26 protein-coding genes are annotated in these 21,120 nt (G+C 38.3%); 6 read left to right on the top strand and 20 right to left on the bottom strand.

Going from position 1 to position 21,120, the window contains the following annotated elements:
- Positions 1-51: 51 nt before the first annotated feature.
- The 3 genes from J2Y67_RS14845 to J2Y67_RS14835 all read right to left on the bottom strand — a co-directional run bounded on the left by J2Y67_RS14845 (position 52) and on the right by J2Y67_RS14835 (position 2,360).
- Positions 52-990, bottom strand: a complete 939-nt coding sequence (locus tag J2Y67_RS14845; protein WP_310175318.1) for a magnesium transporter CorA family protein — start codon at positions 988-990, stop codon at positions 52-54.
- A 225-nt stretch (positions 991-1,215) separates the two neighbouring features.
- Positions 1,216-2,112 carry a cation diffusion facilitator family transporter gene (locus J2Y67_RS14840; protein WP_310175317.1) on the bottom strand — a complete coding sequence of 299 codons (897 nt, stop codon included), beginning with the start codon at positions 2,110-2,112 and terminating at the stop codon, positions 1,216-1,218.
- 107 nt (positions 2,113-2,219) lie between these two features.
- The gene (locus tag J2Y67_RS14835; protein ID WP_310175315.1) at positions 2,220-2,360 is read right to left on the bottom strand and encodes a hypothetical protein; all 141 of its coding nucleotides are present in this window, start codon (positions 2,358-2,360) and stop codon (positions 2,220-2,222) included.
- Between the two features lie 90 nt (positions 2,361-2,450).
- Between J2Y67_RS14835 and J2Y67_RS14830 the strand changes: the two genes are divergently transcribed.
- A complete protein-coding gene (locus tag J2Y67_RS14830; protein WP_310175313.1) occupies positions 2,451-2,624 on the top strand; it encodes a YozQ family protein in 174 nt (57 codons plus the stop codon).
- A gap of 156 nt (positions 2,625-2,780) precedes the next feature.
- On the opposite strand, the gene J2Y67_RS14825 is transcribed toward J2Y67_RS14830, so the two are convergent.
- The gene (locus J2Y67_RS14825) at positions 2,781-3,554 is read right to left on the bottom strand and encodes a yteA family sporulation protein (protein WP_310175311.1); all 774 of its coding nucleotides are present in this window, start codon (positions 3,552-3,554) and stop codon (positions 2,781-2,783) included.
- 185 nt (positions 3,555-3,739) lie between these two features.
- On the opposite strand from J2Y67_RS14825, the gene J2Y67_RS14820 reads away from it, so the two are divergent.
- Positions 3,740-3,901 (top strand): hypothetical protein, encoded by a 162-nt coding sequence (locus J2Y67_RS14820; RefSeq protein WP_310175309.1) that lies wholly within the window; start codon positions 3,740-3,742, stop codon positions 3,899-3,901.
- 64 nt (positions 3,902-3,965) lie between these two features.
- Here the strand turns inward: J2Y67_RS14820 and J2Y67_RS14815 are convergent, their stop codons facing one another.
- The 4 genes from J2Y67_RS14815 to J2Y67_RS14800 form a co-directional block, all read right to left on the bottom strand.
- Positions 3,966-4,589, bottom strand: coding sequence for a LysE family transporter (locus J2Y67_RS14815; RefSeq protein WP_310175308.1), 624 nt, complete (start codon positions 4,587-4,589; stop codon positions 3,966-3,968).
- A 112-nt stretch (positions 4,590-4,701) separates the two neighbouring features.
- A complete protein-coding gene (locus J2Y67_RS14810) occupies positions 4,702-5,739 on the bottom strand; it encodes a glycosyltransferase family 2 protein (protein ID WP_310175306.1) in 1,038 nt (345 codons plus the stop codon).
- Positions 5,736-7,475, bottom strand: a complete 1,740-nt coding sequence (locus J2Y67_RS14805; RefSeq protein WP_310175304.1) for a DUF6044 family protein — start codon at positions 7,473-7,475, stop codon at positions 5,736-5,738. The genes J2Y67_RS14810 and J2Y67_RS14805 overlap by 4 nt, the downstream gene beginning before the upstream one ends.
- 93 nt (positions 7,476-7,568) lie before the next feature.
- Positions 7,569-7,733: an aspartyl-phosphate phosphatase Spo0E family protein gene (locus J2Y67_RS14800; RefSeq protein ID WP_310175303.1), complete on the bottom strand. Its 165-nt coding sequence runs from the start codon at positions 7,731-7,733 to the stop codon at positions 7,569-7,571.
- Between the two features lie 204 nt (positions 7,734-7,937).
- Between J2Y67_RS14800 and J2Y67_RS14795 the strand changes: the two genes are divergently transcribed.
- Positions 7,938-8,924: a potassium channel family protein gene (locus J2Y67_RS14795; protein WP_310175301.1), complete on the top strand. Its 987-nt coding sequence runs from the start codon at positions 7,938-7,940 to the stop codon at positions 8,922-8,924.
- 3 nt (positions 8,925-8,927) lie between these two features.
- On the opposite strand, the gene J2Y67_RS14790 is transcribed toward J2Y67_RS14795, so the two are convergent.
- The 3 genes from J2Y67_RS14790 to J2Y67_RS14780 all read right to left on the bottom strand — a co-directional run bounded on the left by J2Y67_RS14790 (position 8,928) and on the right by J2Y67_RS14780 (position 12,082).
- Positions 8,928-9,326: a YugN-like family protein gene (locus J2Y67_RS14790; protein WP_310175299.1), complete on the bottom strand. Its 399-nt coding sequence runs from the start codon at positions 9,324-9,326 to the stop codon at positions 8,928-8,930.
- 98 nt (positions 9,327-9,424) lie between these two features.
- Positions 9,425-10,774, bottom strand: coding sequence for a glucose-6-phosphate isomerase (locus J2Y67_RS14785; RefSeq protein WP_310175297.1), 1,350 nt, complete (start codon positions 10,772-10,774; stop codon positions 9,425-9,427).
- A 144-nt stretch (positions 10,775-10,918) separates the two neighbouring features.
- Positions 10,919-12,082: an iron-containing alcohol dehydrogenase gene (locus J2Y67_RS14780; RefSeq protein ID WP_310175295.1), complete on the bottom strand. Its 1,164-nt coding sequence runs from the start codon at positions 12,080-12,082 to the stop codon at positions 10,919-10,921.
- A gap of 152 nt (positions 12,083-12,234) precedes the next feature.
- Here J2Y67_RS14780 and J2Y67_RS14775 point away from each other — a divergent pair, with 152 nt between their 5' ends.
- Positions 12,235-12,465 carry a DUF378 domain-containing protein gene (locus tag J2Y67_RS14775; protein WP_310175294.1) on the top strand — a complete coding sequence of 77 codons (231 nt, stop codon included), beginning with the start codon at positions 12,235-12,237 and terminating at the stop codon, positions 12,463-12,465.
- A 99-nt stretch (positions 12,466-12,564) separates the two neighbouring features.
- Here the strand turns inward: J2Y67_RS14775 and J2Y67_RS14770 are convergent, their stop codons facing one another.
- The gene (locus J2Y67_RS14770; protein ID WP_310175292.1) at positions 12,565-13,761 is read right to left on the bottom strand and encodes an ornithine--oxo-acid transaminase; all 1,197 of its coding nucleotides are present in this window, start codon (positions 13,759-13,761) and stop codon (positions 12,565-12,567) included.
- A 150-nt stretch (positions 13,762-13,911) separates the two neighbouring features.
- On the bottom strand, positions 13,912-14,316 hold the full coding sequence (gene yugI, locus J2Y67_RS14765; RefSeq protein WP_310175290.1) for a S1 domain-containing post-transcriptional regulator GSP13: 405 nt from the start codon (positions 14,314-14,316) through the stop codon (positions 13,912-13,914).
- A 205-nt stretch (positions 14,317-14,521) separates the two neighbouring features.
- On the opposite strand from yugI, the gene J2Y67_RS14760 reads away from it, so the two are divergent.
- On the top strand, positions 14,522-14,758 hold the full coding sequence (locus J2Y67_RS14760; RefSeq protein WP_310175288.1) for a helix-turn-helix domain-containing protein: 237 nt from the start codon (positions 14,522-14,524) through the stop codon (positions 14,756-14,758).
- Between the two features lie 172 nt (positions 14,759-14,930).
- Here J2Y67_RS14760 and J2Y67_RS14755 read toward each other — a convergent pair whose 3' ends face one another.
- The 7 genes from J2Y67_RS14755 to J2Y67_RS14725 all read right to left on the bottom strand — a co-directional run bounded on the left by J2Y67_RS14755 (position 14,931) and on the right by J2Y67_RS14725 (position 20,240).
- The gene (locus J2Y67_RS14755; protein WP_310175287.1) at positions 14,931-15,197 is read right to left on the bottom strand and encodes a DUF1871 family protein; all 267 of its coding nucleotides are present in this window, start codon (positions 15,195-15,197) and stop codon (positions 14,931-14,933) included.
- A gap of 21 nt (positions 15,198-15,218) precedes the next feature.
- Complete coding sequence (locus J2Y67_RS14750) at positions 15,219-15,596, bottom strand: PH domain-containing protein (protein WP_310175285.1); 378 nt, start codon at positions 15,594-15,596, stop codon at positions 15,219-15,221.
- Between the two features lie 99 nt (positions 15,597-15,695).
- Entirely contained in the window at positions 15,696-17,108 is a 1,413-nt protein-coding gene (gene gndA / locus J2Y67_RS14745; RefSeq protein WP_310175283.1) for an NADP-dependent phosphogluconate dehydrogenase, read from the bottom strand.
- Positions 17,109-17,259: 151 nt separating this feature from the next.
- Complete coding sequence (locus tag J2Y67_RS14740) at positions 17,260-18,441, bottom strand: alanyl-tRNA editing protein (protein WP_310175281.1); 1,182 nt, start codon at positions 18,439-18,441, stop codon at positions 17,260-17,262.
- Between the two features lie 131 nt (positions 18,442-18,572).
- Positions 18,573-19,121, bottom strand: coding sequence for a superoxide dismutase family protein (locus tag J2Y67_RS14735; protein ID WP_310175279.1), 549 nt, complete (start codon positions 19,119-19,121; stop codon positions 18,573-18,575).
- An 88-nt stretch (positions 19,122-19,209) separates the two neighbouring features.
- Positions 19,210-19,416, bottom strand: coding sequence for a hypothetical protein (locus J2Y67_RS14730; RefSeq protein WP_310175277.1), 207 nt, complete (start codon positions 19,414-19,416; stop codon positions 19,210-19,212).
- A gap of 83 nt (positions 19,417-19,499) precedes the next feature.
- Positions 19,500-20,240 carry a peptidylprolyl isomerase gene (locus J2Y67_RS14725; protein WP_310175275.1) on the bottom strand — a complete coding sequence of 247 codons (741 nt, stop codon included), beginning with the start codon at positions 20,238-20,240 and terminating at the stop codon, positions 19,500-19,502.
- 100 nt (positions 20,241-20,340) lie between these two features.
- On the opposite strand from J2Y67_RS14725, the gene kapB reads away from it, so the two are divergent.
- On the top strand, positions 20,341-20,724 hold the full coding sequence (gene kapB / locus J2Y67_RS14720) for a kinase-associated lipoprotein KapB (RefSeq protein WP_396954083.1): 384 nt from the start codon (positions 20,341-20,343) through the stop codon (positions 20,722-20,724).
- The last annotated feature ends 396 nt before the right edge of the window (positions 20,725-21,120 follow it).

Here is a 21,120-nt window from a genome sequence, read left to right as displayed (position 1 = left end):
TCTCCCAAAAAAAGGCTCAAAAAAACCAGCCTTCCTAAAAAGACTGGTAATCTAGAAATATTTCTTTTTCCAAAAAATGAATGCCGTACAACTCGTTAAAAAGGCCGAAATAATCAATGGAATGGCATACGAGTGGGTGGCGTGCTGGAACGGAATATCGACGTTCATCCCATAAAAGCTCGCGACCATCGTCGGGAATGAAAGAATAATCGTAATCGATGTTAAAAACTTCATGACAATGTTTAGGTTATTCGAAATGATCGAAGCAAAAGCATTCATCATCCCACTCAAGATGGAACGATACGTTTCGGCCATTTCAATCGCCTGTGTTTTTTCAATGATGACATCTTCAAGTAAATCCTTATCTTCATCATACATTTTTAGATAATTAAAACGAAGAATTTTATCAAGGACAACCTTATTTGATTTTAATGAAGTGGTAAAGTAAACCAAACTTTTCTCTAACGCCAGAAACGCATATAATTCTTTATTTTTCAATGATTGATGTACTTCACGTTCAATTTCATTTGTTTTCTTATTGATTTGTTTTAAATAACGTAGGTAATAAGATGAAATGATAAATAAAATTTGCAGGGCAAAACGGGTCTTTTTAAACGTAAAGAACTCTTTTACTCTATTTTTTCTAAATTCTTCTAAAATCGGTGTATCCTTTAAGGACACGGTGATGACACAATCGTCTGTTAAAATAATCCCAATTGGAATCGTTTCATAAACAGCCAGGCCGGTATCATCATGAACAATATAGGGAAAGTCTACGATAATATACACTTGACCATTATCCCGCTCAATCCTCGGACGTTCTTCATCATCCAGGGCATCCTTAATGATATCGACATCGACTTGAGCATCATTTGCAATCCGGTTTATTTCTTCAGCTGTTGGGGCGTACATATTAATCCAGCAGCCTTTTGATACAACATCTACTTTTTCTAAAACCTTTGTTTCTGTACTTTTGAAAATCTCCAACATGTCAAAACCTCCTCACTGCTCGTTTTTGAGGAAGCCAACAACCTTTTCCCGAGCTGATATTCTTGTAGAAACCAATTCAATCAATTCAAAGATCACATTGACTTCCCCTCGCCTACTTGGGTCCGGGTCTATGGAATAACTCAAAAATATCAACTCCTTTAACTTTTTAATTTCCTATCTTATCATAACCCCTAAACTGGAAAAGTACAAAGCAGTTTTTTGGTTTTATTTTTCTTTAGGAAAATAGGGGTTTAAATGAATCAGCACTTCCTTAATATTATCAAAATGGTCCATCAATTTTTGCTTAATCGAATGAGAAAGATCGTGACCCTCTTTAATCGTTTTAAAATGGTCAATCGAAATCCGCAAATCAACCAATATATAGTGTCCATGTTCTCTCGCACGAATACGGTCAATCCGTCTTACATCGGGAAATTCGGAAATAATCGAGATATATTCCTGAAGAATTTCACTGTCAATATTCCTCTCGAGTAAAATGTCAAATGCCTCTGTTATCATTTCTTTAGCAATTTTAAAAATTAAATAAGCAACAAAAATACTGGCCACCTTATCGCCGTAAAGTAAAAAATGAATATCAAATTTCACACCGATAATGGAAACAAGAACCCCGATGGCTGCTGCAATGGAAGCAACAATATCAGCCTTATGATCAAATGCAATCGCTTCAATTGCCTTACTCCTATGCTTCTCTGCTACCTTTAAGGATGAACGGTATAGAATTATTTTTGCAAAAAAAGAAAAGACCGCTACCCACATCGCTAAATAACTAGGTGTTTGAACCTCGTGGAAGAAGCCGCTGATTCCTTCATAAACCACATATAAGGCTACAACGAACAACAAAATTCCAATAATCTCGGAAACAATAACCTCTGCTTTACCATGTCCATACGGATGTTCTTTATCGGCCGGCTTATTGGCAATTTTTATGACCAATAAAACAATGATGGAAGCAAATACATCAGCAGCAGAGTGAATCCCATCGGCAAACACGGCATCACTATGCCCGAGCCATCCGATGAAAATTTTCCCCACTGTCAGGACAATATTACTAATGACACTAATCCAGGCTATTTTTTTAGCAAGAGCTTCTCTCATATCCATCGTCAACCACCTCAAAAAATTCTCCTGAAATCATACCAAACTTTTCCTGGATGGGTCTAGAGAAAAAGTCTTGCCCCCTTGAACCATAGTTGGACAAATTCAACAATTTATTGTTCAACCTGCCCTTTATTTTTCTGTTTCGCCATTTCAACTTCTTCGGCTACCGAAATTCTGGTGATTTCATCCTGAAGAAAATGAAAAGCTTGATCCAATTCTTCTCTTGAAGGAAATGAGCTTTTTTCATGCATGATTTTCAACTCCTTAAATAAATAAGAGTAAATCTGAGCTAATAAGTAGAAAATACCTCTGTATTAAATCTTCATAAAGGAGTGTTTCTAATGACTAAAAAAAATCAAAACGAGAGCACTGAAATTGCAGGACGCAACTTTGATGCAAGTGATTATCAAAAAAATGATGCCTTGTCCTCTGGTCTCGCAACCACCCATGAGCAGGTAAGTGATACCTATATGGAGGGTGTCATTGAAACAAACGATGTAAACGAACAAGAGTAAACTTAGAGAAAAACAGCTCTCATATGTGAAAGCTGTTTTCTTTTTATTGGCCGATAGGAAAGTATAACTTTCCTATCAGGCATAAGTGCAACTACGCCTCTTTCTTCGCCCTTAGGGGCTCGCCAGTCGGCGAGTTTTCTTTATCTGGCATCCGAATTAAATATTTCTTTCGTTTTTGTTATTGTTATCTACATACGCATCATGTTCAAATGCCGGAAGGTCACCGAAGCTGGTCATGATTCCTTCCTCATCAAGTGCAGCCTCGTAATGTTCATGCTGCGGATTAGGGTAAACCGTAATGTTTTTACCATACATATCGTTACCGATAAAATTCTCATAATCCTCCACATAGCCAATATTTTCATCAGCTTCAATATAAATATCATTGTAACTATCTTGTGGATACACTAAATCCGACGGTGTTTCTGAGGTCCCCCAAGAGGCAACTTCCTGCCAAGAGTCTTCCGCATCAAAAGCAACATCTTCATTCTTATCGTCCATATCAAATTTCCCCCATGGCGGCATTAGCACTCCTTCTTCGATTGGCCGTTCATGGGAAACAAATTGATCCGGACTATGTTCCTTACAATAGGTGGTGTTTGGTAATGCTTCTAATCGTTCAATCGGTATTTCCTTGCCGCAGACCTCACATTTCCCGTATGTCCCATTTTCCATTGCTTCTAATGCATGGTTAATATTGCTTAATTGCAATTCATAGTGCTCTTTTAAGGCAATATCCTTTTCACGCTCATATAAATCTGTTCCCTCGTCAGCAGGATGGTTATCGTAGCTAGATAATTCCCCCATGGATTCGTGATAAAACCCTCGTTCCAAACCAAAATGGTCATTTTGCTTCAAATTATTTTCCACTTCGTTTTTTTCCTTTAACAATTGCAATCGTAAATCCGCTAACTTTTCAGTCGACAGCACGGCTCAAACCCCTTTCAAAAAGGCTTCCACTTTTCTTATTTATTTTCGATGATTTCGCCATTGTTTATGTAATGAAATTTTAATTCCAACAAAAACCTAAAGGCGTTTCCATGGAATAGTTGAATAAGATTCCTTAGTGCGAGTATCTTAAAAAATATAACGGAGCCAAGAAAAGAGGGAATCAAATGGTAAATGAAAACTGGAACGAATTTAATAAAATTCAGCAAAAACATCGGGCAAGTTATTTGGGGAGCGAGAAAAGACAAAGGCCTGGGGTTAATGACCCGGAATATAATAGCCAGGAAGATACCGATAAATCGGTCGGTGCAACAGGCAGAGAGATTTAATACAATTTTTGAATACAGGCAGCTCATAAAAATAGCCAGAACCAAAGGTCTGGCTATTTCCGGATCAAAATAAAAGTTGATACGCCTGTATCCCAAAGTAAAAGCCGAAACCAATCAAGGAAAGTCCGGAGAAAAAAGAAATCATTACTAAAAGCCGGGAAGTTAAAAAATTACGAAAGCTGCTGGAAACCCCCGCCATTGTAATATCCCACAATAAAAGTCCAATAAATATCGCAGCACTATAAATAATTAATTCCGCGCTATTAGATGTGGTCGCTGTTTTTGCCAGGACAGAACCATAAATCCCCAACCAAAATAAAATCGTTAACGGATTGGAAATAGACATGAAAAAACCTGAGAAAAAAGATTTAATTAAGGGTTCTTTTTTCCTTGTATACGCCAAATTTACCGTACCAGCTTTTATCATACTTTCAATGCCAGTATAAATCAGGACAAAACAGCCAAAGAGCCACAGAAAAGCTTTTACGATTGGTGTTTCAAGAAACTGAACCACTCCTATGTAAACAATAAGCATATAAACCCCATCTGCTACAACGGCCCCCACCCCGATTAACCAGGCATGCATAAAACCGCTCCGAATGCCCCTGTCCATTTGTGCTGCATTAATAGGACCAATTGGTGCAGCAAGTGACAGTCCCAACAAAATGTAGCTTAGAAATATATTCATTCCTCTCTCTCCCCGCCTAAAAATAAGCCTGTCTACTCATTTTTATTCAGGAAGGATGGTTTGTACCACCAAAAAACGAGTTTTCCCGTTTCCAGAAAAACTCGTTTTTTACTTAGTTATTTTCAGTAACTTTTTTTAGCTCTCTTTTAAAAATGTCATCTTCAATGGTTCGATTCAGTAAATGGTATCTCGAAATCGGCAGGTTAAACGAATCAATATCAATAATATATTTTGGGCGCTGCTTTGATTCTTTATAAATTTTCCCCACATACTCTCCAATCAGGCCAATCGCAATAAGTTGCAAACCGCCAATCAGCCAAATAGAAGTAATCAGAGAGGTCCATCCTGTTTGCGTATTCCCTGAAAACTTAAGGATTAAAAAATAACCCCCAAATAACAGACTCATAAAAAAAGAAATAAATCCTATAAACAAGACAAATCGAATCGGGGACACAGAGAAAGAAGTAATTCCGTCAAGGGCAAAGGCAATCATCTTTTTCAATGGATACTTTGTTTCACCAGCAAGACGTTCCTTCCGGTCATAATAAACAACATCGGAACGGAAACCCAGCAGTGGAACAATTCCCCTTAAAAATAAATTCACCTCTTTAAAGCGTTCCAGTTCCTCTACTGCCCTCTTACTCATTAAACGGAAATCGGCATGATTATAGATTAAATCAACACCCATTTTTTTCATTACCTTGTAAAATCCCTGGGCCGTACTTCTTTTAAAAATCGTATCAGTATCCCTTCCCTTCCGAACCCCGTAAACAATCTCACAGCCTTCATGATATTTTTTGACGAAATCCCGGATCACTTGAATATCATCCTGGAGATCAGCATCAATTGTAATCAGGCAATCGGACGTTTCCTTCGCCGTAAAAAGGCCCGCTAATAAAGCATTTTGATGGCCGGCGTTTCTAGATAGCTTAACGCCGCGGACATCTTCATTTTTCAATCCCTCTTTATAAATGATTTCCCAGGTGCGATCCTTACTGCCATCATCGACAAAGAGGATTTTGCTGAAAGATGAAACAAGCTTTTCCGCTTTCAAGCTTTCTAAAAGCTGCTTCAATGCGAAAATCGTTTCAGGCAGGATTTCTTCCTCGTTATAGCAAGGAACCACAATCGTAAGGTTTGGTTCAATCATCTAGTCATTACCTCCGATGTCTCTATTGTCTTATACAAATAAATTTTCCATGCTGAGGTTTTTGACTTAAAAACCTTTTCAAGGTTCAGTTGATTTTCCTCTGCATTATCAATTGGTAAGGCTGAAAAAATATATTGGCCACCCATTTGGTTAAATACGGCGGTATTTAGCTGTAAATTCTTTAAATGCCTTTTTGAATCTTTTTTGATCATGTACCTTTTTCCAAGCTGGGCTGTGAATAGATAACAGCGTCCGCCCCATTTATCAAAATAATTACCAACTGTTTTATTTTTTGCTAATTCTTTTTCAATTATTTTCCGAAACTGATGTTTATAAGCTAACGGATAAAAATTATTATACGTATCTAGTGTGTAAAAACCATTGTATTGTGACACAGCCGGGTGAATTCCAATACTGGCAACCCTGTATTCCTCCTGTGGTAAGCCAATGTAGTTTTTTACTTCCTTGAACAGGTCCTCAGCATAAAATTCTTTCATTGTCGGTTTTTGATGGTAAATAATTTCATCGTTAAATAACCCCAAAAATAACAGCTGCAGAACGATAAACCCTTTTGCGGTTTTAGCCCAGCTTTTCCCCTGAAGCGAAATAATTTTTAAGGCAAGAGCAAAACTTGCATAAATGACCAGCGGCCGGAGGAAATGGTAGCGGGCAAAGTTAAACGTATCCATGAAATGAAACCTCTTTGTAAAGGGGAGCCAACCCTCATAAAACCAAAAGGCATACCAAAGTGACAATAAAAAATTTAAAACAAATAAAAATACATAGATCTTTTCTTGTTTCCATATTTTTTTCTTATAAACAAAATACATCGCAATAAACGTCGCCGGGAGGATAAAGAGAGTATGTACGGTCATGACATGGGTATGCCCCAACACATAGTTTTTGAATGTTAGTCGAATCGCCCGCCATAAAGGCAAATGGGCATGGAAGTATTCGTCCCGGCTATTTGCTTCAGATCCGAATAAAAAGGAATAAACTAAGCGGTATTCCACTATCATGTAAATGAATGTCATATACAGGATCGAAAATAAAAATCTTAGATTCCAGCCTTTCCCTCTTGTCACATCAACAAGCCAAAAAATTCCCATTGCACTTAAAAAAAAGAAAAACCCTAGAACGATGCTTGAATATAAGGGAAGTAATGTCAGGGTTACATAATCTTTTCCTGTTCCGCTGCCCTTACGGATATTGAGAAACGCCCAAAGGGCAAGAGGCATTCCTAACGTACTTAACATTCCCGATGGCCAAAACGGGGTTAGGGCGAAAGCTAGGGCAGCACTTACCTGATAAAACCTCCAGTGATCCCCCGGCAGAAGATGTTTCTTTAGAAGCAAATACATTCCAAAAAAAGCAACGACTCTAGTAATGGCTTGGCTGATTCCATAGGCAATCATCGTTGGAAAAAGTGCATATAGCCAGACAATCAAACTAAACTCTGTCCCGAATGTATTTCTTGGTACTCCATTAATAATTTGAGGAATCATTCCATTTACCGGACCAAACATTTCTCCGCTTTTAGCCAGCACCTTATACCATGCTAAATTTGAATCTAAATTATCGTGAACACGGATATGGGCATTTTCCTGTAGAATAAAGAGCGGTGATAAATAAAGGGCCAGAACCAACAAAGCAAAAAAAATCAGCTTTTGCTCTTTCTTCGTTTCACTAAACACCTGATACACCTCAAAATTTTTGATTATAGTTAAATTTTGCATTCTAGTAGAAAATTATCCCTATCTTATCGTTGGAAAACTTTTCATTTTGCAAGAAAGATAAAAAACACCTTCCGGTGAGCCGGAAGGTGTTTTTTAATTTATATTTACCTTTTTACTATAATCATTAAGCAAAAGGTCGAGTTTTTGACTGCATTGGACAACATGGGGATTCGAATATCCAAACTGATGAGCTAATAGAATCATTTCTAGTCTTGTTTTTTCAATATTGGACAATAGTGCGTTTACGGTAATATTCATTCCCTCTGACCCCATTTCATGCTGATTCTTTTTGCATACTATTATTCATAATTTATTCGATTTTAGAAACGTTTACAAGTGGAATCAACAAAAAAAAAGCTAAATCTTTTGTGACATAACAGCAAGAGAAAATTGTCTATCCATGATTAGACTAACCTTCTTTACGTCAATAATGAGAGAAGAATCGAGTATCGGGGTGAGAACATGCCAAACCGTGTTTATATCAGTTTTTTAAGATTACCTCTCTTAATTCGAATCCTACTCATTGCCTTACTAGTGTTTCTACTATTTGGAATTTTTATACATTTTATCGAACCCAGAACCTTCCCAACTATATTTGATGGTATTTGGTGGGCGATTATTACTGGTACAACGGTGGGGTATGGAGATTATGTTCCACATTCCCTTTTGGGCAGGTTTATCGCATTAATTCTCATTTTGCTTGGAGCCGGTATCATTTCCTCTTATTTTGGAACCTTAGCAGCAGCTGCTGTGACAAAACAGGATGCCTTGTTGGAAGGAAAAATTGAATTTAAAGGGGAAGACCATGTTATCATTATTGGCTGGAATGAAAGGTCAAGAGAGCTGATTAATAAAATTACCCGTTCAAACTCTCCACAAATGATCGTTTTGATTGACGAAACCCTTGAAGCAAATCCCGTCCATTCAAAATTTGTCCACTTTATTCAAGGCAAAGGGCATGTTGACGAAACGATTACAAAAAGTAATATAACGGTAGCGGAGAAGGTTTTGATAACAGCCGATCGGGGAAATGATGAACTTCAAGCTGATATGAACAGTATTTTAACCTTACTAACCATTAAAGGATTATGTTCAAAGGTAAAATGTATTGTGGAAATCTTAACTGCAGAACAAGTGGTAAATGCACTTAGAGCAGGAGCGGATGAAGTCATTCAATCGAATAAATTAACCAGTGTTTTTATGATAAACAGTCTCCATTCTAACGGGGATGGCCTTTTGTCAGATTTCGTTCACCAATTACAAGAGAGCAGATTAACCGCCAACACGGTAAATGAAAATGAAATAGGGATAACCTTCTTAGAGATATGTCATAATCATTTAAAAGAAGGAAATATCTTAATTGGGATAAAAAGAGGGGAAGATGCTATTTTAAATCCTTCCCACTCCATTAAAATAGAAAAAGATGATTTGTTGTTAACCATTAAATAAAGTCTACTCTGATATTAAAACCGATTCTAATTCTTGGACAAGCGCTTTGCCATTATCGATAAATTGAGTAGGGAAACTTGCATCTTCATCCACAGGTTCCTGAAACTGATTAAAAGCACCAGCCGCATCCACTCGTTGATCAATGTCTGATTGATATTCATGGGATAAAAGGAACGGTCTTCCCAGTTCAACCATACAATTATTCGCATCCAGCTGACCGTCGATGGCGTGAAACGGTAATCTTAAAAATTCATATCCGTCTTCACCATCAATTTTATAATCAAATGCTCCGTGATCATAATCCCAGTTACCGCCAATCGTATAGCCGATTGGCTTCAATTTTTGTTCCAGCTTATACAAATCAAACTTTTTACCTTCAATCTTTGATGGTAACTCAATCATCATAAAACCTCCTTGTCTTCAATGATGATAGTTTCTCCAACCGAAAGAAATTCAAAACAAAAAGAGAGTGCCGGATTATTTTCAGCACTCTCTTTTTGTTATTTTAAACGCTTTTCCAGCTCCGTTTTTTTCTCTTCAAAGCCTGGCTTACCTAGTAAGGCAAACATGTTTACTTTATATGCTTCAACCCCCGGCTGGTCAAATGGATTTACGCCGAGTAAATAGCCACTCATCGCACAAGCTTTTTCAAAGAAATAAACGAGATAACCAAATGTATATTCATCAAGAGCTGGGATGGTAACGATTAAGTTTGGCACGCCGCCGTCTGTATGCGCAAGCATAGTTCCTTCAAAAGCTTTGTTATTCACAAAATCAACCGTTTGACCAGCAAGATAGTTTAGACCATCCAAATCGTTATCTGCTTTTTCAATCGTCAATTCGTGACGCGGTTGTTCCACCTTAATAACCGTTTCAAATAAATCGCGGCGCCCTTCCTGAACATATTGTCCAAGAGAATGCAAATCAGTTGAAAAATTCGCAGAAGATGGGAAAATTCCTTTTTGGTCTTTGCCTTCACTCTCACCGAATAACTGCTTCCACCATTCAGAAAAATATTGAAGTCCCGGCTCATAGTTGATGAGCATTTCTATCGTTTTGCCTTTGTTATAAAGAGCATTTCTTACGGCAGCATACTGATAGGCTGCATTATCTTCAATTTCAGAATGGCTAAAGTCTTCCTGCGCCTGCCGAGCACCCTCCATCATTTTTTCAATGTTTGCACCGCTAACCGCAATCGGTAAAAGACCAACCGCTGTTAATACAGAATAACGCCCGCCGACATCATCCGGAATCACAAACGTTTCATAGCCTTCTTCATTGGATAATGTTTTCAACGCACCTCTTGCCTTGTCAGTGGTTGCAAAAATTCTATTGCGTGCCGCTTCATTGCCGTATTTTTCCTCAAGAAGCTTACGGAAAATCCGGAAAGCAATCGCCGGTTCTGTCGTTGTACCAGATTTAGAGATCACATTGATTGAAAAGTCTTTGCCCTCTAGCAAGTCCATAAGATCTTTTATATAAGTAGAACTGATATTATTTCCGACAAAAATAATTTGAGGAGTGGTTCGTTTTTCTTTTGGAAGTGCATTGTAAAAGCTATGATTTAACATCTCAATCGCTGCACGTGCTCCAAGGTAAGAACCGCCAATCCCAATCACAAGTAAAACATCTGAATCCGATTTAATTTTTTCTGCTGCTTTCTGGATTCGGGAAAATTCATCTTTATCGTAATCTGTTGGAAGGTCAATCCACCCTAAAAAATCACTGCCTGCACCTGTTTTTTCATGAAGAGAATGGTGAGCCACTTTCACTGCATCACGTAAATATGTAAGTTCATGTTCCCCAAAGAAGGTTAATGCTTTTGAATAATCAAAGCGGACGTGTGTCATATGTAGGATCCTCCAGTAATTTTATTTTCAATAACCACTTTAACGAATGCCGGCATGATAATCAAGACAAGGCACAGTATGTAAGCGCGTCCAATTTCGACAAGTTTTTAAACCCAGACAATCGGATGTCTGGGCTATTGTTACTTATAAAGAGGCACGATAAATCACTAAGGTATCTTCCCTATTTAACTTTTTAAAGTTACCAAAATCACCAAATACCATCGCTTTGTCCGCCATCAGGTCGATTTTGCTGTCATCAATTTGGTAATCTGCCAGACGTGACGGTGCCCCGATGCTGTTCCAGAAATCACGCAGTTTTTCGATTCCTTCCAACCCTGCCTCTTCAGCACTCTTTCCTTCAGGGTTCACACCAAAAACCCTAACTGCAAGCTGTTTAAAACGTTCAGGCTTAACATTAAGGTTATGTTTCATCCAATTAGGGAAAAGAATAGCAAGTCCGCCGCCATGAGGAATATCATATACAGCTGAAACAGCATGTTCCAGATTATGGGTGGCCCAATCCCCACGGTAGCCCATATTAAGGATACCGTTTAATGCCATTGTTCCACAGTAGAGAACTGTTGCTCTGTATTCATAGTTTTCAAGGTCGGCCAGTAATTTAGGCGCTGTTTCCATGACCGTGATTAATAATGACTCGCACATGCGGTCCTGAAAATCTGTATTTTCTTCCAAATGGAAATAATGCTCTAGAGTATGTGACATTATATCAACAATTCCATAAACGGTTTGATTTTTTGGGACTGTAAATGTATGAACTGGATCCAAAATTGAAAATTTCGGGAATGTTGCAGGACTTCCCCAACCATATTTCTCCTTTGTTTCCCAGTTCGTGATAACGGAACCAGAGTTCATTTCAGAACCAGTTGCTGCAAGTGTTAAAACTGTCCCGAATGGAAGAGCATCCGCTGCAAGGGCTTTTTTAGTCACTAAATCCCAGACATCCCCTTCATATTTTGCTCCGGCAGCTATCAGCTTTGTGCAATCAATCACACTCCCACCGCCAACGGCTAATAGAAATTCAATTCCTTCCTGCTTACAAATTTCTACTCCTTTTCGAGCCGTTGATAAACGAGGGTTCGGTTCCACACCCGGAAGCTCGAAAACCTCACAATTTAGTTCTTTTAATAGGTCTATTACTTGATTATAAAGACCGCTCCGTTTAATACTTCCGCCTCCATATACAAGTAAAACCTTATGACCATAGTTCGGAACTTTGTTTTTTAATTGATCAAGCTGCCCTTTTCCAAAAATCAGTTTGGTTGGATTCCAAAAAGCAAAATTCTCCAAAAATCTCCACTCCTTTTCCTTCTCCAATATTTATTATTATGATATTAATTGCAAAAAAACTAGTTTTTTGTTTTATGACAAAAAGTGCATATTAATATGGAAATGGTTTCACTCTATTAGTAGTTCCTAAAATAAATAAGGAGGAGTCTATTATGAGTTCTCTACAGCGGATTGCATTAGTACTTACAATCATTGGTGCGATAAACTGGGGATTAATTGGTTTTTTTCAATTTGATCTTGTGGCTACCATATTTGGCGGTCAAAATACGGCACTCGCTCGGATCATCTATGGGTTAGTTGGTGTAGCCGGACTCTTAAATCTCGGTCTGCTGTTTAAAACAAATGAACAATTTGAAAAGTCTCCTGAGACAGAAACACCGTAAAAAGATAAGCGGAAGTGCTTGGAGCTGAACTAAAACAAGAAAAGTAAAATCCGTGCATATTCAGCAAGGATTTTACTTTTTTTAGAATTTGATACACGTCTATCCCAGCACCTTTTGAATTCTCTCAATTGCCCAATCTAATTCTTCTTTCGTAATCACAAGCGGTGGTGCAAATCGAATGACTGTGTCATGAGTTTCTTTACAAAGAAGACCTTGCTCCTTTAACTCTTCACAATATTTACGTGCTGGTTCGGTTAATTCCACCCCAATAAACAAACCGCGTCCGCGAACATCTTTCATTTTTGGATTGTTTATTTCCTTTAGTTTACTGATAAAATACTCACCAAGCTCCTGGGATTTATCAGCAAGCTTTTCATCTACCAATACATCAAGTGAGGCAATCGAAACGGCACAGGCAAGCGGATTTCCTCCAAAGGTAGAACCGTGTGAACCAGGATTAAACACACCCAATATGTCTTTATTGGCACAAATACACGAAATGGGCATTACCCCTCCGCCTAATGCTTTACCTAATATATATACGTCCGGTTCAATGTTTTCCCATTCACATGCACACATTTTCCCCGTACGTGCCAAACCTGCCTGAATCTCATCGGCAATAAAAAGAACATTGTTTTCTTTACAAAGGTCAAATGCCGCTTTTATAAAGCCTTCCGGAGGGATAACAATTCCAGCCTCTCCCTGAATCGGTTCAATTAAAAAGGCCGCAGTATTAGGGGTAATCGCTGCTTTTAATGCCTCTAAATCACCATATGGGACTAGCTTTATCCCCGGAAGCATGGGTCCGAAACCTCTTTGGTACTCTGGATCTGATGACAAAGAAACAGCTGTCATCGTTCTGCCGTGAAAATTCCCATTACAGCCGATAATCTCCGCCTGGTTTTCCGGAATTCCTTTTACATCATACCCCCAGCGGCGTGCTGCTTTAAAAGCTGTTTCAACTGCTTCTGCTCCAGTATTCATTGGAAGAGCCATTTCTTTTTTCGTTAAGTTACAAATTTTTTCATACCAAGGCCCTAACTGGTCATTATGGAAGGCCCGTGATGTTAAGGTCACCCGATCTGCTTGATCCTTTAAAGCCTGAATAATCTTGGGATGACGATGTCCTTGGTTAACGGCCGAGTAGGCACTAAGCATATCCATATATTTATTGCCTTCAGGATCTTCCACCCATACCCCTTCTGCTCGCGAAATGACAATTGGTAACGGATGATAATTATGGGCACCATATCTCTCTGTTTGCTCTATTAACTTATTTGTATTTTCTACTGCCATAAAGCTTTCCTCCATTTCAATGATGAAATATGTACTAATATTATTGTAGCCGTGCAGCGAAAAAGAATGACCCAATATCCAAAAAGATTTTTTCTAGATTTTGTTAAATAAAAAAAGACCTAAATCCTGAAATCTAGGTCTTACTGGAAATTATTTTTTTATTACATCTTCCCGTTGTGATTGATCGATCCACTCTTGAAGCTTATCTTTTAAAGTATTAAATCCTTGCATTCCTTCAGTATCCGGAACAATTGCAGCCGCTTGGCGCTTACGCGGTTTTTTAACCGGCTTTACTGCCTGCTGAGCAGGAGCTTCTTCCGTAGCACGAATCGATAAACCAATTTTACCTGCTTCTTCGTCTATAGATAAAACTTTAACCTTTACTTCATCTCCAACCTTAAGATGGTCATTAATATCTTTTACATAACCATGCGTGATTTCAGAAATGTGCACAAGACCTTGTGTATTTTCCTCCAGTGCCACGAATGCACCATAAGGCTGAATCCCTGTTACCTTACCTGTTAATATACTGCCTGTTTCGATTCTTTCCGACATGAAAACACTCCTAAATCAAATTTATTTTATACCCCAATATATGCAATAAATAATTATATCACAATGAGGGGATTAAATCAAAAAGGCAATAAAGTTCACTAGAAATATTTTAAAAATTAACACAATGTTCAAATTCATTATCGGTATTATTAATATTTTATGATAAAATATATAAAAGAAATTTTTTTTAGGAGAGGTGAACAGTATGACATCAATCGGCCAAACCATTAAAAACTGCCGTGAAATGCAAAATATGACACAGCAAGAATTGGCGCAAAAGGTTAGAGTAGGATTATCTACGATTGAAAAATACGAATCCGGAGAGCAAGTTCCAAGCAGACAGACGATTTTAAAGCTATCAACCGTATTAGATATTCCTGCATCAGAGCTATTAGACCAAGCGTTTCATACGCACTCCTCAACTATTGATCAAGGATTGTAGAAACATTTGAGTACATGTTAGCTAATAAAAAGCGGTTTATTACCGCTTTTTTTATTTTTTGCCATTTTGTGTTTAAAAAAGAGGAAACTGGAAATCCTTATTTTATAAGGCTTTCTAGTATTCCCCCTTTTTGAAGTGGACAATCTTTTTAAGAATGTCCTCTTTTTTTGCTTTAAATTGTGCATGAGTTACTGTTTTTAATGACTAACAGTTTCGTAGCCATTTCAAGACAGCGGTCGATGGGAATGATTTTTTCAAAAGAAAACTCGTAAATGCTTTGAATTTTTTCCGCAAGTGCTGACGGATGATCCAATTCATGAATTGCCTGGATCGTATCGGCAATCTCTGTATCATAATTCCCCTCTTTTAATTGAAAAGGGTCCCATACATTTAATAAATCGACAAATTTTAAATTCGTTTGAAGCTGGCTATTCTCCATATTTTTATCACCTATACTCCCCTATTTAAGTACATATTCTGCCAGAACATTTTGAAGTTCATAGATATTTAAGTTCTTATTAAATTGTTTTTGCAGCGGAAGCGCATTTCCAGAAACCCATATTTTTAATTCAGCATCTAAATCAAAATTACCTGCTGTTTCAATACTAAAATGGGTAATGCTTTTATATGGAATGGAATGGTATTCAGTTTTTTTCCCGGTTAACCCTTGTTTATCCACTAAAATCAGACGTTTATTTGTAAAAATAAATAAATCCCTTATTAATTTATACGCTTTTTCAATTTTTTCATTTGGTGCAAGGACTCTCGCATATTCCCTTTGTAATTCTGCCGGGTTCACTTCCGATGCATTCCCCATGATTCCATCAAAAATCCCCATTGAACTCACCCCTCCATTTGTTACCTTTAGTATACGTTTTTTTCTCCACAATAAAAAGCCAGGCAAATTTAGAAATAAATCTGCCTGGCTTTTTTCTTTCTATTTTGCTAGCCATTCTGTATGGAAAGTACCTTCTTTATCAACTCTCTGGTAGGTATGAGCGCCAAAATAATCGCGCTGTGCTTGAAGCAGGTTCGCTGGAAGAACTTCTGAGCGATAGCTGTCATAATAGGCAAGTGCGCCTGAGAGCCCTGGAACCGGTATACCCGCCTTAATAGCAATGGAAACAACTTCTCTCGCAGCATCCTGATAATCAGCGACGATTGATTCGAAGTATGAATCCAATAACAAGTTTTCCAAATTTGGATTACGGTCATATGCTTCTTTGATATTTTGCAGGAATGCCGCGCGAATGATGCAGCCACCGCGGAAAATCATGGCAATTTCTCCCGGTTTTAAATCCCAGCCATACTCATCGGAAGCCACCCTATATTGTGCAAATCCTTGGGCATAAGAAACAATTTTACTTAAATACAGGGATTTTCGAATCAATTCAATAAATTGCTTTTTATCTCCAGAAAATTCAACTTTTGCAGGACCTCTTAGAATCTTGCTTGCCTTAACACGTTCCTGTTTCAAAGCAGAAAGGAACCTAGAAAAAACAGATTCTGTGATAATCGAAAGCGGCACTCCCAAATCAAGCGCACTTTGACTTGTCCACTTTCCAGTTCCCTTTTGACCAGCTGTGTCCAAAATGACATCGACAAGAGGCTTTCCAGTTTCTGAATCCCTTTTCGAAAAAATATCTGCCGTAATTTCAATTAAATAGCTGTCCAGTTCTCCTTCGTTCCACTCCTTAAATACCTCATGGAGTTCGTCTGCAGATAAACCAAGCAGCTCCTTCATGATATGATAGGACTCACAAATAAGCTGCATGTCGCTATATTCGATACCATTATGAACCATCTTTACGTAATGCCCGGCCCCGTTTGGACCAATATATGTACAACATGGTTCCCCGTTTACCTTTGCAGAAATAGCCGTTAAAAGCGGCCCTACTGCATCATATGCTTCTTTTTGACCGCTAGGCATAATGGCCGGGCCTTTAAGTGCTCCTTCTTCCCCACCGGAAACGCCTGCGCCAATAAACAGAATCCCTTTTTCGGCGAGATCGGAATTTCTACGGATTGTATCTTTGAAAAAGCTATTTCCTCCATCAATGAGGATATCGCCTTTATCCAGATACGGTAAGAGAGACTCAATCGCTTTATCTGTAATAGGTCCGGCATTTACCATTAATAGGATTTTGCGCGGTATCTCAAGAGATTGAACGAATTCTTTAATATCCGTGGTACCAAACAGGTTTTTGCCTGAATTTTGATCAAGTATTTCATTTACTTTCTCGGCCGATAAATCGTAAATGGAGACAGAAAAACCTTTACTTTCAAAATTTAGCGCCAGGCTTCTTCCCATTACACCAACGCCAACTACACCTACTTGCTGTGTCCTCAAATTAAACTCATCCCTTCAGTAGTTGAAAAAAATTTCATTTACCCCTAATTATAATAGAAAATTTATTTCAAACAACTTTTATGCAAAAAATTCTAACGAAATTTCTTCTTTTCTTCCTGTTTACTATCATTTGCCTTTTATATCAATTTAATTAGGAATTAGCTAGGTATTGCAGCATTTGTTCCCCTGAAATTTTCATTTCCCCGCCACCCTGGGCAAAGGAGTCACTGCCGCCGCCTTTTCCGTTAATAAGGGAAATTCCTTTTCCAATAATGGTTTTCATATTTTCCGTCCTGGCAGTACCTCTAGCACATACCATTTGCAAGCGGTTTTCATTTTCGGACAACAGGTAGACAAGTGAATCTCCATTTTCGGTTGTAATCAAACGTGCCAGCTTTTGAAGCTCTTGAATTGTACGATTTTGATAGACTTCACCGATGGTTTGATTTTTATATTTGGCAAGCAACTCCCTTGCCTCATAATGCAACAGCTGATCATGAGCCTGTTCAAGTGACTTCTCAAGACCTTTTCCAGTTTCAAGAAGCCGTATTACGGCCTGTCCCATTTCTTTTTCAGGAGCATTTAAGAGTCTGGTTAAGTCCATCAGGATTTTATTCTTTTCGTGCAGCTGCTGAAGAACACGATTCCCACAGACAAATTGAACGCGGATTTTCTTCTTTTGCCTTTCCCAATCTAGTATTTTGATGGCTTGTACTTCCCCCGTTGCTTTTGGGTGGGTTCCGCCGCATGCATTGTAATCGAACTCGGGAATAATGACAAGGCGAATATCCTCTTTCACCTTCGTTGCTTTACGCAGCCGGTAAGAGGACAATTCATCTTCCGTCACCCATTTTACTTCGATTGACCGATTCTCTAAAATAATTTGATTGGCAAGTTTCTCTGTTTTTTCAACCTCATCACCTGTTAACGTTTCCGTTTCTATATCAATCGTTAACGTTTCCTTCCCTAAATGGAAACCCACGGTTTGATAATGAAACAACTGGTCAAATGCAGCTGATAAAATATGCTGCCCCGCATGCTGCTGCATATGATCAAATCTTCTTGACCAATCGATTACTCCTTGGAATTTTCCATCCGATTCCTTTAAAGGTTCTTCAAGATAATGGCGGACTTCCCCTTCAATTTCTTCCACATTTATTACAGCTTTACCTCCAACTGTGCCAATATCATGCGGCTGACCGCCACCGGTTGGATAAAAAGCCGTTTCTTCTAGAACAACATACCAGTTTCCTGCCACATCCCTTTCTTGCTTCAAAATCGCAGATGAAAAAGCCTGTATGTACGGGTCTTGATAATATAATTTATTCCGCATGGCTGTGCACTCCTATAATTCTTTATATTCTCCACTTTTATTTTCAGCAAAGAGGGAACAGAAATCAAGTTTAAGCAATCTTCAAGCATGAAAAAAGGCCTCTCCAAGGCAGGAGAAAGCCGCTTCACTTATTATTTTTCATCTTGAGATCCTTGACCCTTTTTCTTCTTAACCTTTGTAATTTCACCGCAGGCAACCCGTTTTCCTGAGTCCCCTGCCGGTTGGGTCATACCGTCATCTTTTCCTGCATGAACGACAATGGAAGTACCTTTTTTAGTGAATAACGATTTTTTTCCATCCTTTAGTGAGACATTTGGTGCCATAAGCGAAGCTTTTACCGACCCGTCATCACCGACAATTAAATTGGGAATATCACCGGCATGGGCTCCATTTGGATTAAGAAGTCCATGTTTTTTATTATCCGGGTTAAAATGACCTCCCGCCGATTTGAAGTCAGGAGCCTCACATTTGCCTGTATCGTGAATATGTATCGCATGTACCCCTGGTGTCAATCCAGTTAAATTTACATCCATCTTTACTCCGCTTGCCTGTTCAGATAAGGTAATTTTCCCAAGGGAATCACCGACCGGATTATACATTTGAACATCAATCTTTTTAGGATTTTCATCGGTACATCCTGCAAGAAAAAGCAAAGGAAGGATCAGCCAATATTTCTTCATCTAATACCTCCACAAAAGACAATTTGTAGATAGTATTTCCATTGTGTTTAAGAGGTATTCATTTATTGAAAAAAGGAACAGCGCGAATTTACTGTTCCTTCTGATTATGTTGATTCATGATTCGGTCTTCTAATTCTTTTGCTTTTTTAGCTTCACGTTTGGAAATAGCAATAATAAATTTCATTGCAAAAATAGCTCCGATAAAGAAGATAAGAAACGTGATGGCAGCTGGAATATATTCTGATTTATCTTTGGGAAAATATAAAAACAACGACAAAACATGTGGTTGAAACATTTTCTTTCTCCTTTTCATCAAGGAAATCCATTCATATTATTATAGCAATAAAAATACTTTCAACCAAGTTTTATAATCAAGTGTTATTTTAGGATGTTAATTTTTTTAATGACAACATCTTTCTTTGGTTTATCCTTGCCATCCACAGTGGTATTGGCAATTTTATCAACAATATCCATCCCCTGGATGACCTGTCCAAAAACCGTATGGTGATGATCAAGCCAAGGAGTTCCGCCATTTTTTTCATAGGCAGCTAAAATTTCCTTTGGATACCCTATCTTCTCCATTTGTTCTTTCATGGATGGATCTAGATTAGGATTTTGAACAATAAAAAATTGGCTTCCATTTGTATTCGAACCTGAGTTAGCCATTGACAATGCACCGCGCAGATTAAAGAGATTATTCGAGAATTCATCTTCAAATGGTGCACCATAGATGCTTTCTCCTCCCGTTCCATTTCCGTTCGGATCTCCGCCTTGTATCATAAAATCCTTAATCACACGGTGAAAAATCAGACCATCATAATAGCCCTTCTCACTGTGTTTCACAAAATTTTCAACCGCTTTAGGAGCATACTCCGGAAATAATTTTATTTTTATATTTCCCATCGAAGTCTCCATTTCGACTAATCTTTCATTTTCAGAGACCTCTGATGTTAGCTGAGGATAGACGGCGTTTGACACTTTTTTGTCCCCTTCCTTTTGTTTCGTGCTGGATGTGCTGCTTTTGGATGTAGATTCATTTTTGTTATTACTTGTCCCGCACCCGGCCAATACAAGCATCATGATAAGCAATGCGGTCCATATTTTTAAACTCTTTTTCATTATCATCCCTCCACTTTTTTAATTTAACCGAAATCTACAGATTTTGCACTTTGTTTTTAATTCTTTTAAAATGATAGATAGGAAAGAGCGGGGAGGGTTTATTTTGGAAAATTTCAGAATAGGGGATCGTGTTACCGCGATTTATAAAACAGGAAAATATATCGGCGAGATCACAGAGGAACGGCCGCAGCATTTTTTAGTAAGAGTCCTTGCGGTTAAGAAGCATCCGATGCAAGGGGATTTGCACAATCCGAAGAGTGCGGATGTTCTCGTTTTTCATGAAAGGCGTGCACTTGCCTTCAGGGAGCAGGCAAATATTCCGAAACAGATGGTTAAACATTTTGAGGAAGATGTTCCGGAGTATCAAACATCCTTAAAAGAAGCAATTGAAGTAATGAAAAAAGAGCTAAACGAAACTCCTTCAGAATGGGCAGATATGAGCTTAAAAATGATTGAGACTTTGGAAAAGGATTATTTTAAATAGAAGTTGTGTACATTGGAGACACTTTTAATGATTTTATAGCCTAAACTGTTACCAATCGGGGCGGGGCTATTGACTCAGTTTCATTGCCCGTGCGAGCTGGTTTTACTGGAAAAAGGGGAAAGAAAGTCTGTTTCATTGCCCATGTGAGCTGGTTTTACTGGAAAAAGGGAAAAGAAAGTCTGTTTCATTGCCCGTGCGAGCTGGTTTTACTGAAAAAAGGGAAAAGAAAGTCTGTTTCATTGCCCATGTGAGCTGGTTTTACTGGAAAAAGGGAAAAGAAAGTCTGTTTCATTGCCCATGTGAGCTGGTTTTACTGGAAAAAGGGAAAAGAAAGTCTGTTTCATTGCCCGTCCGAGCTGGTTTTACTGGAAAAAGGGAAAAGAAAGTCTGTTTCAT

The organism is Neobacillus niacini, from assembly GCF_031456445.1.
Lineage (GTDB): Bacteria > Bacillota > Bacilli > Bacillales > Cytobacillaceae > Neobacillus > Neobacillus niacini_I.
This window is presented reverse-complemented; position numbering and strand designations above follow the sequence as displayed.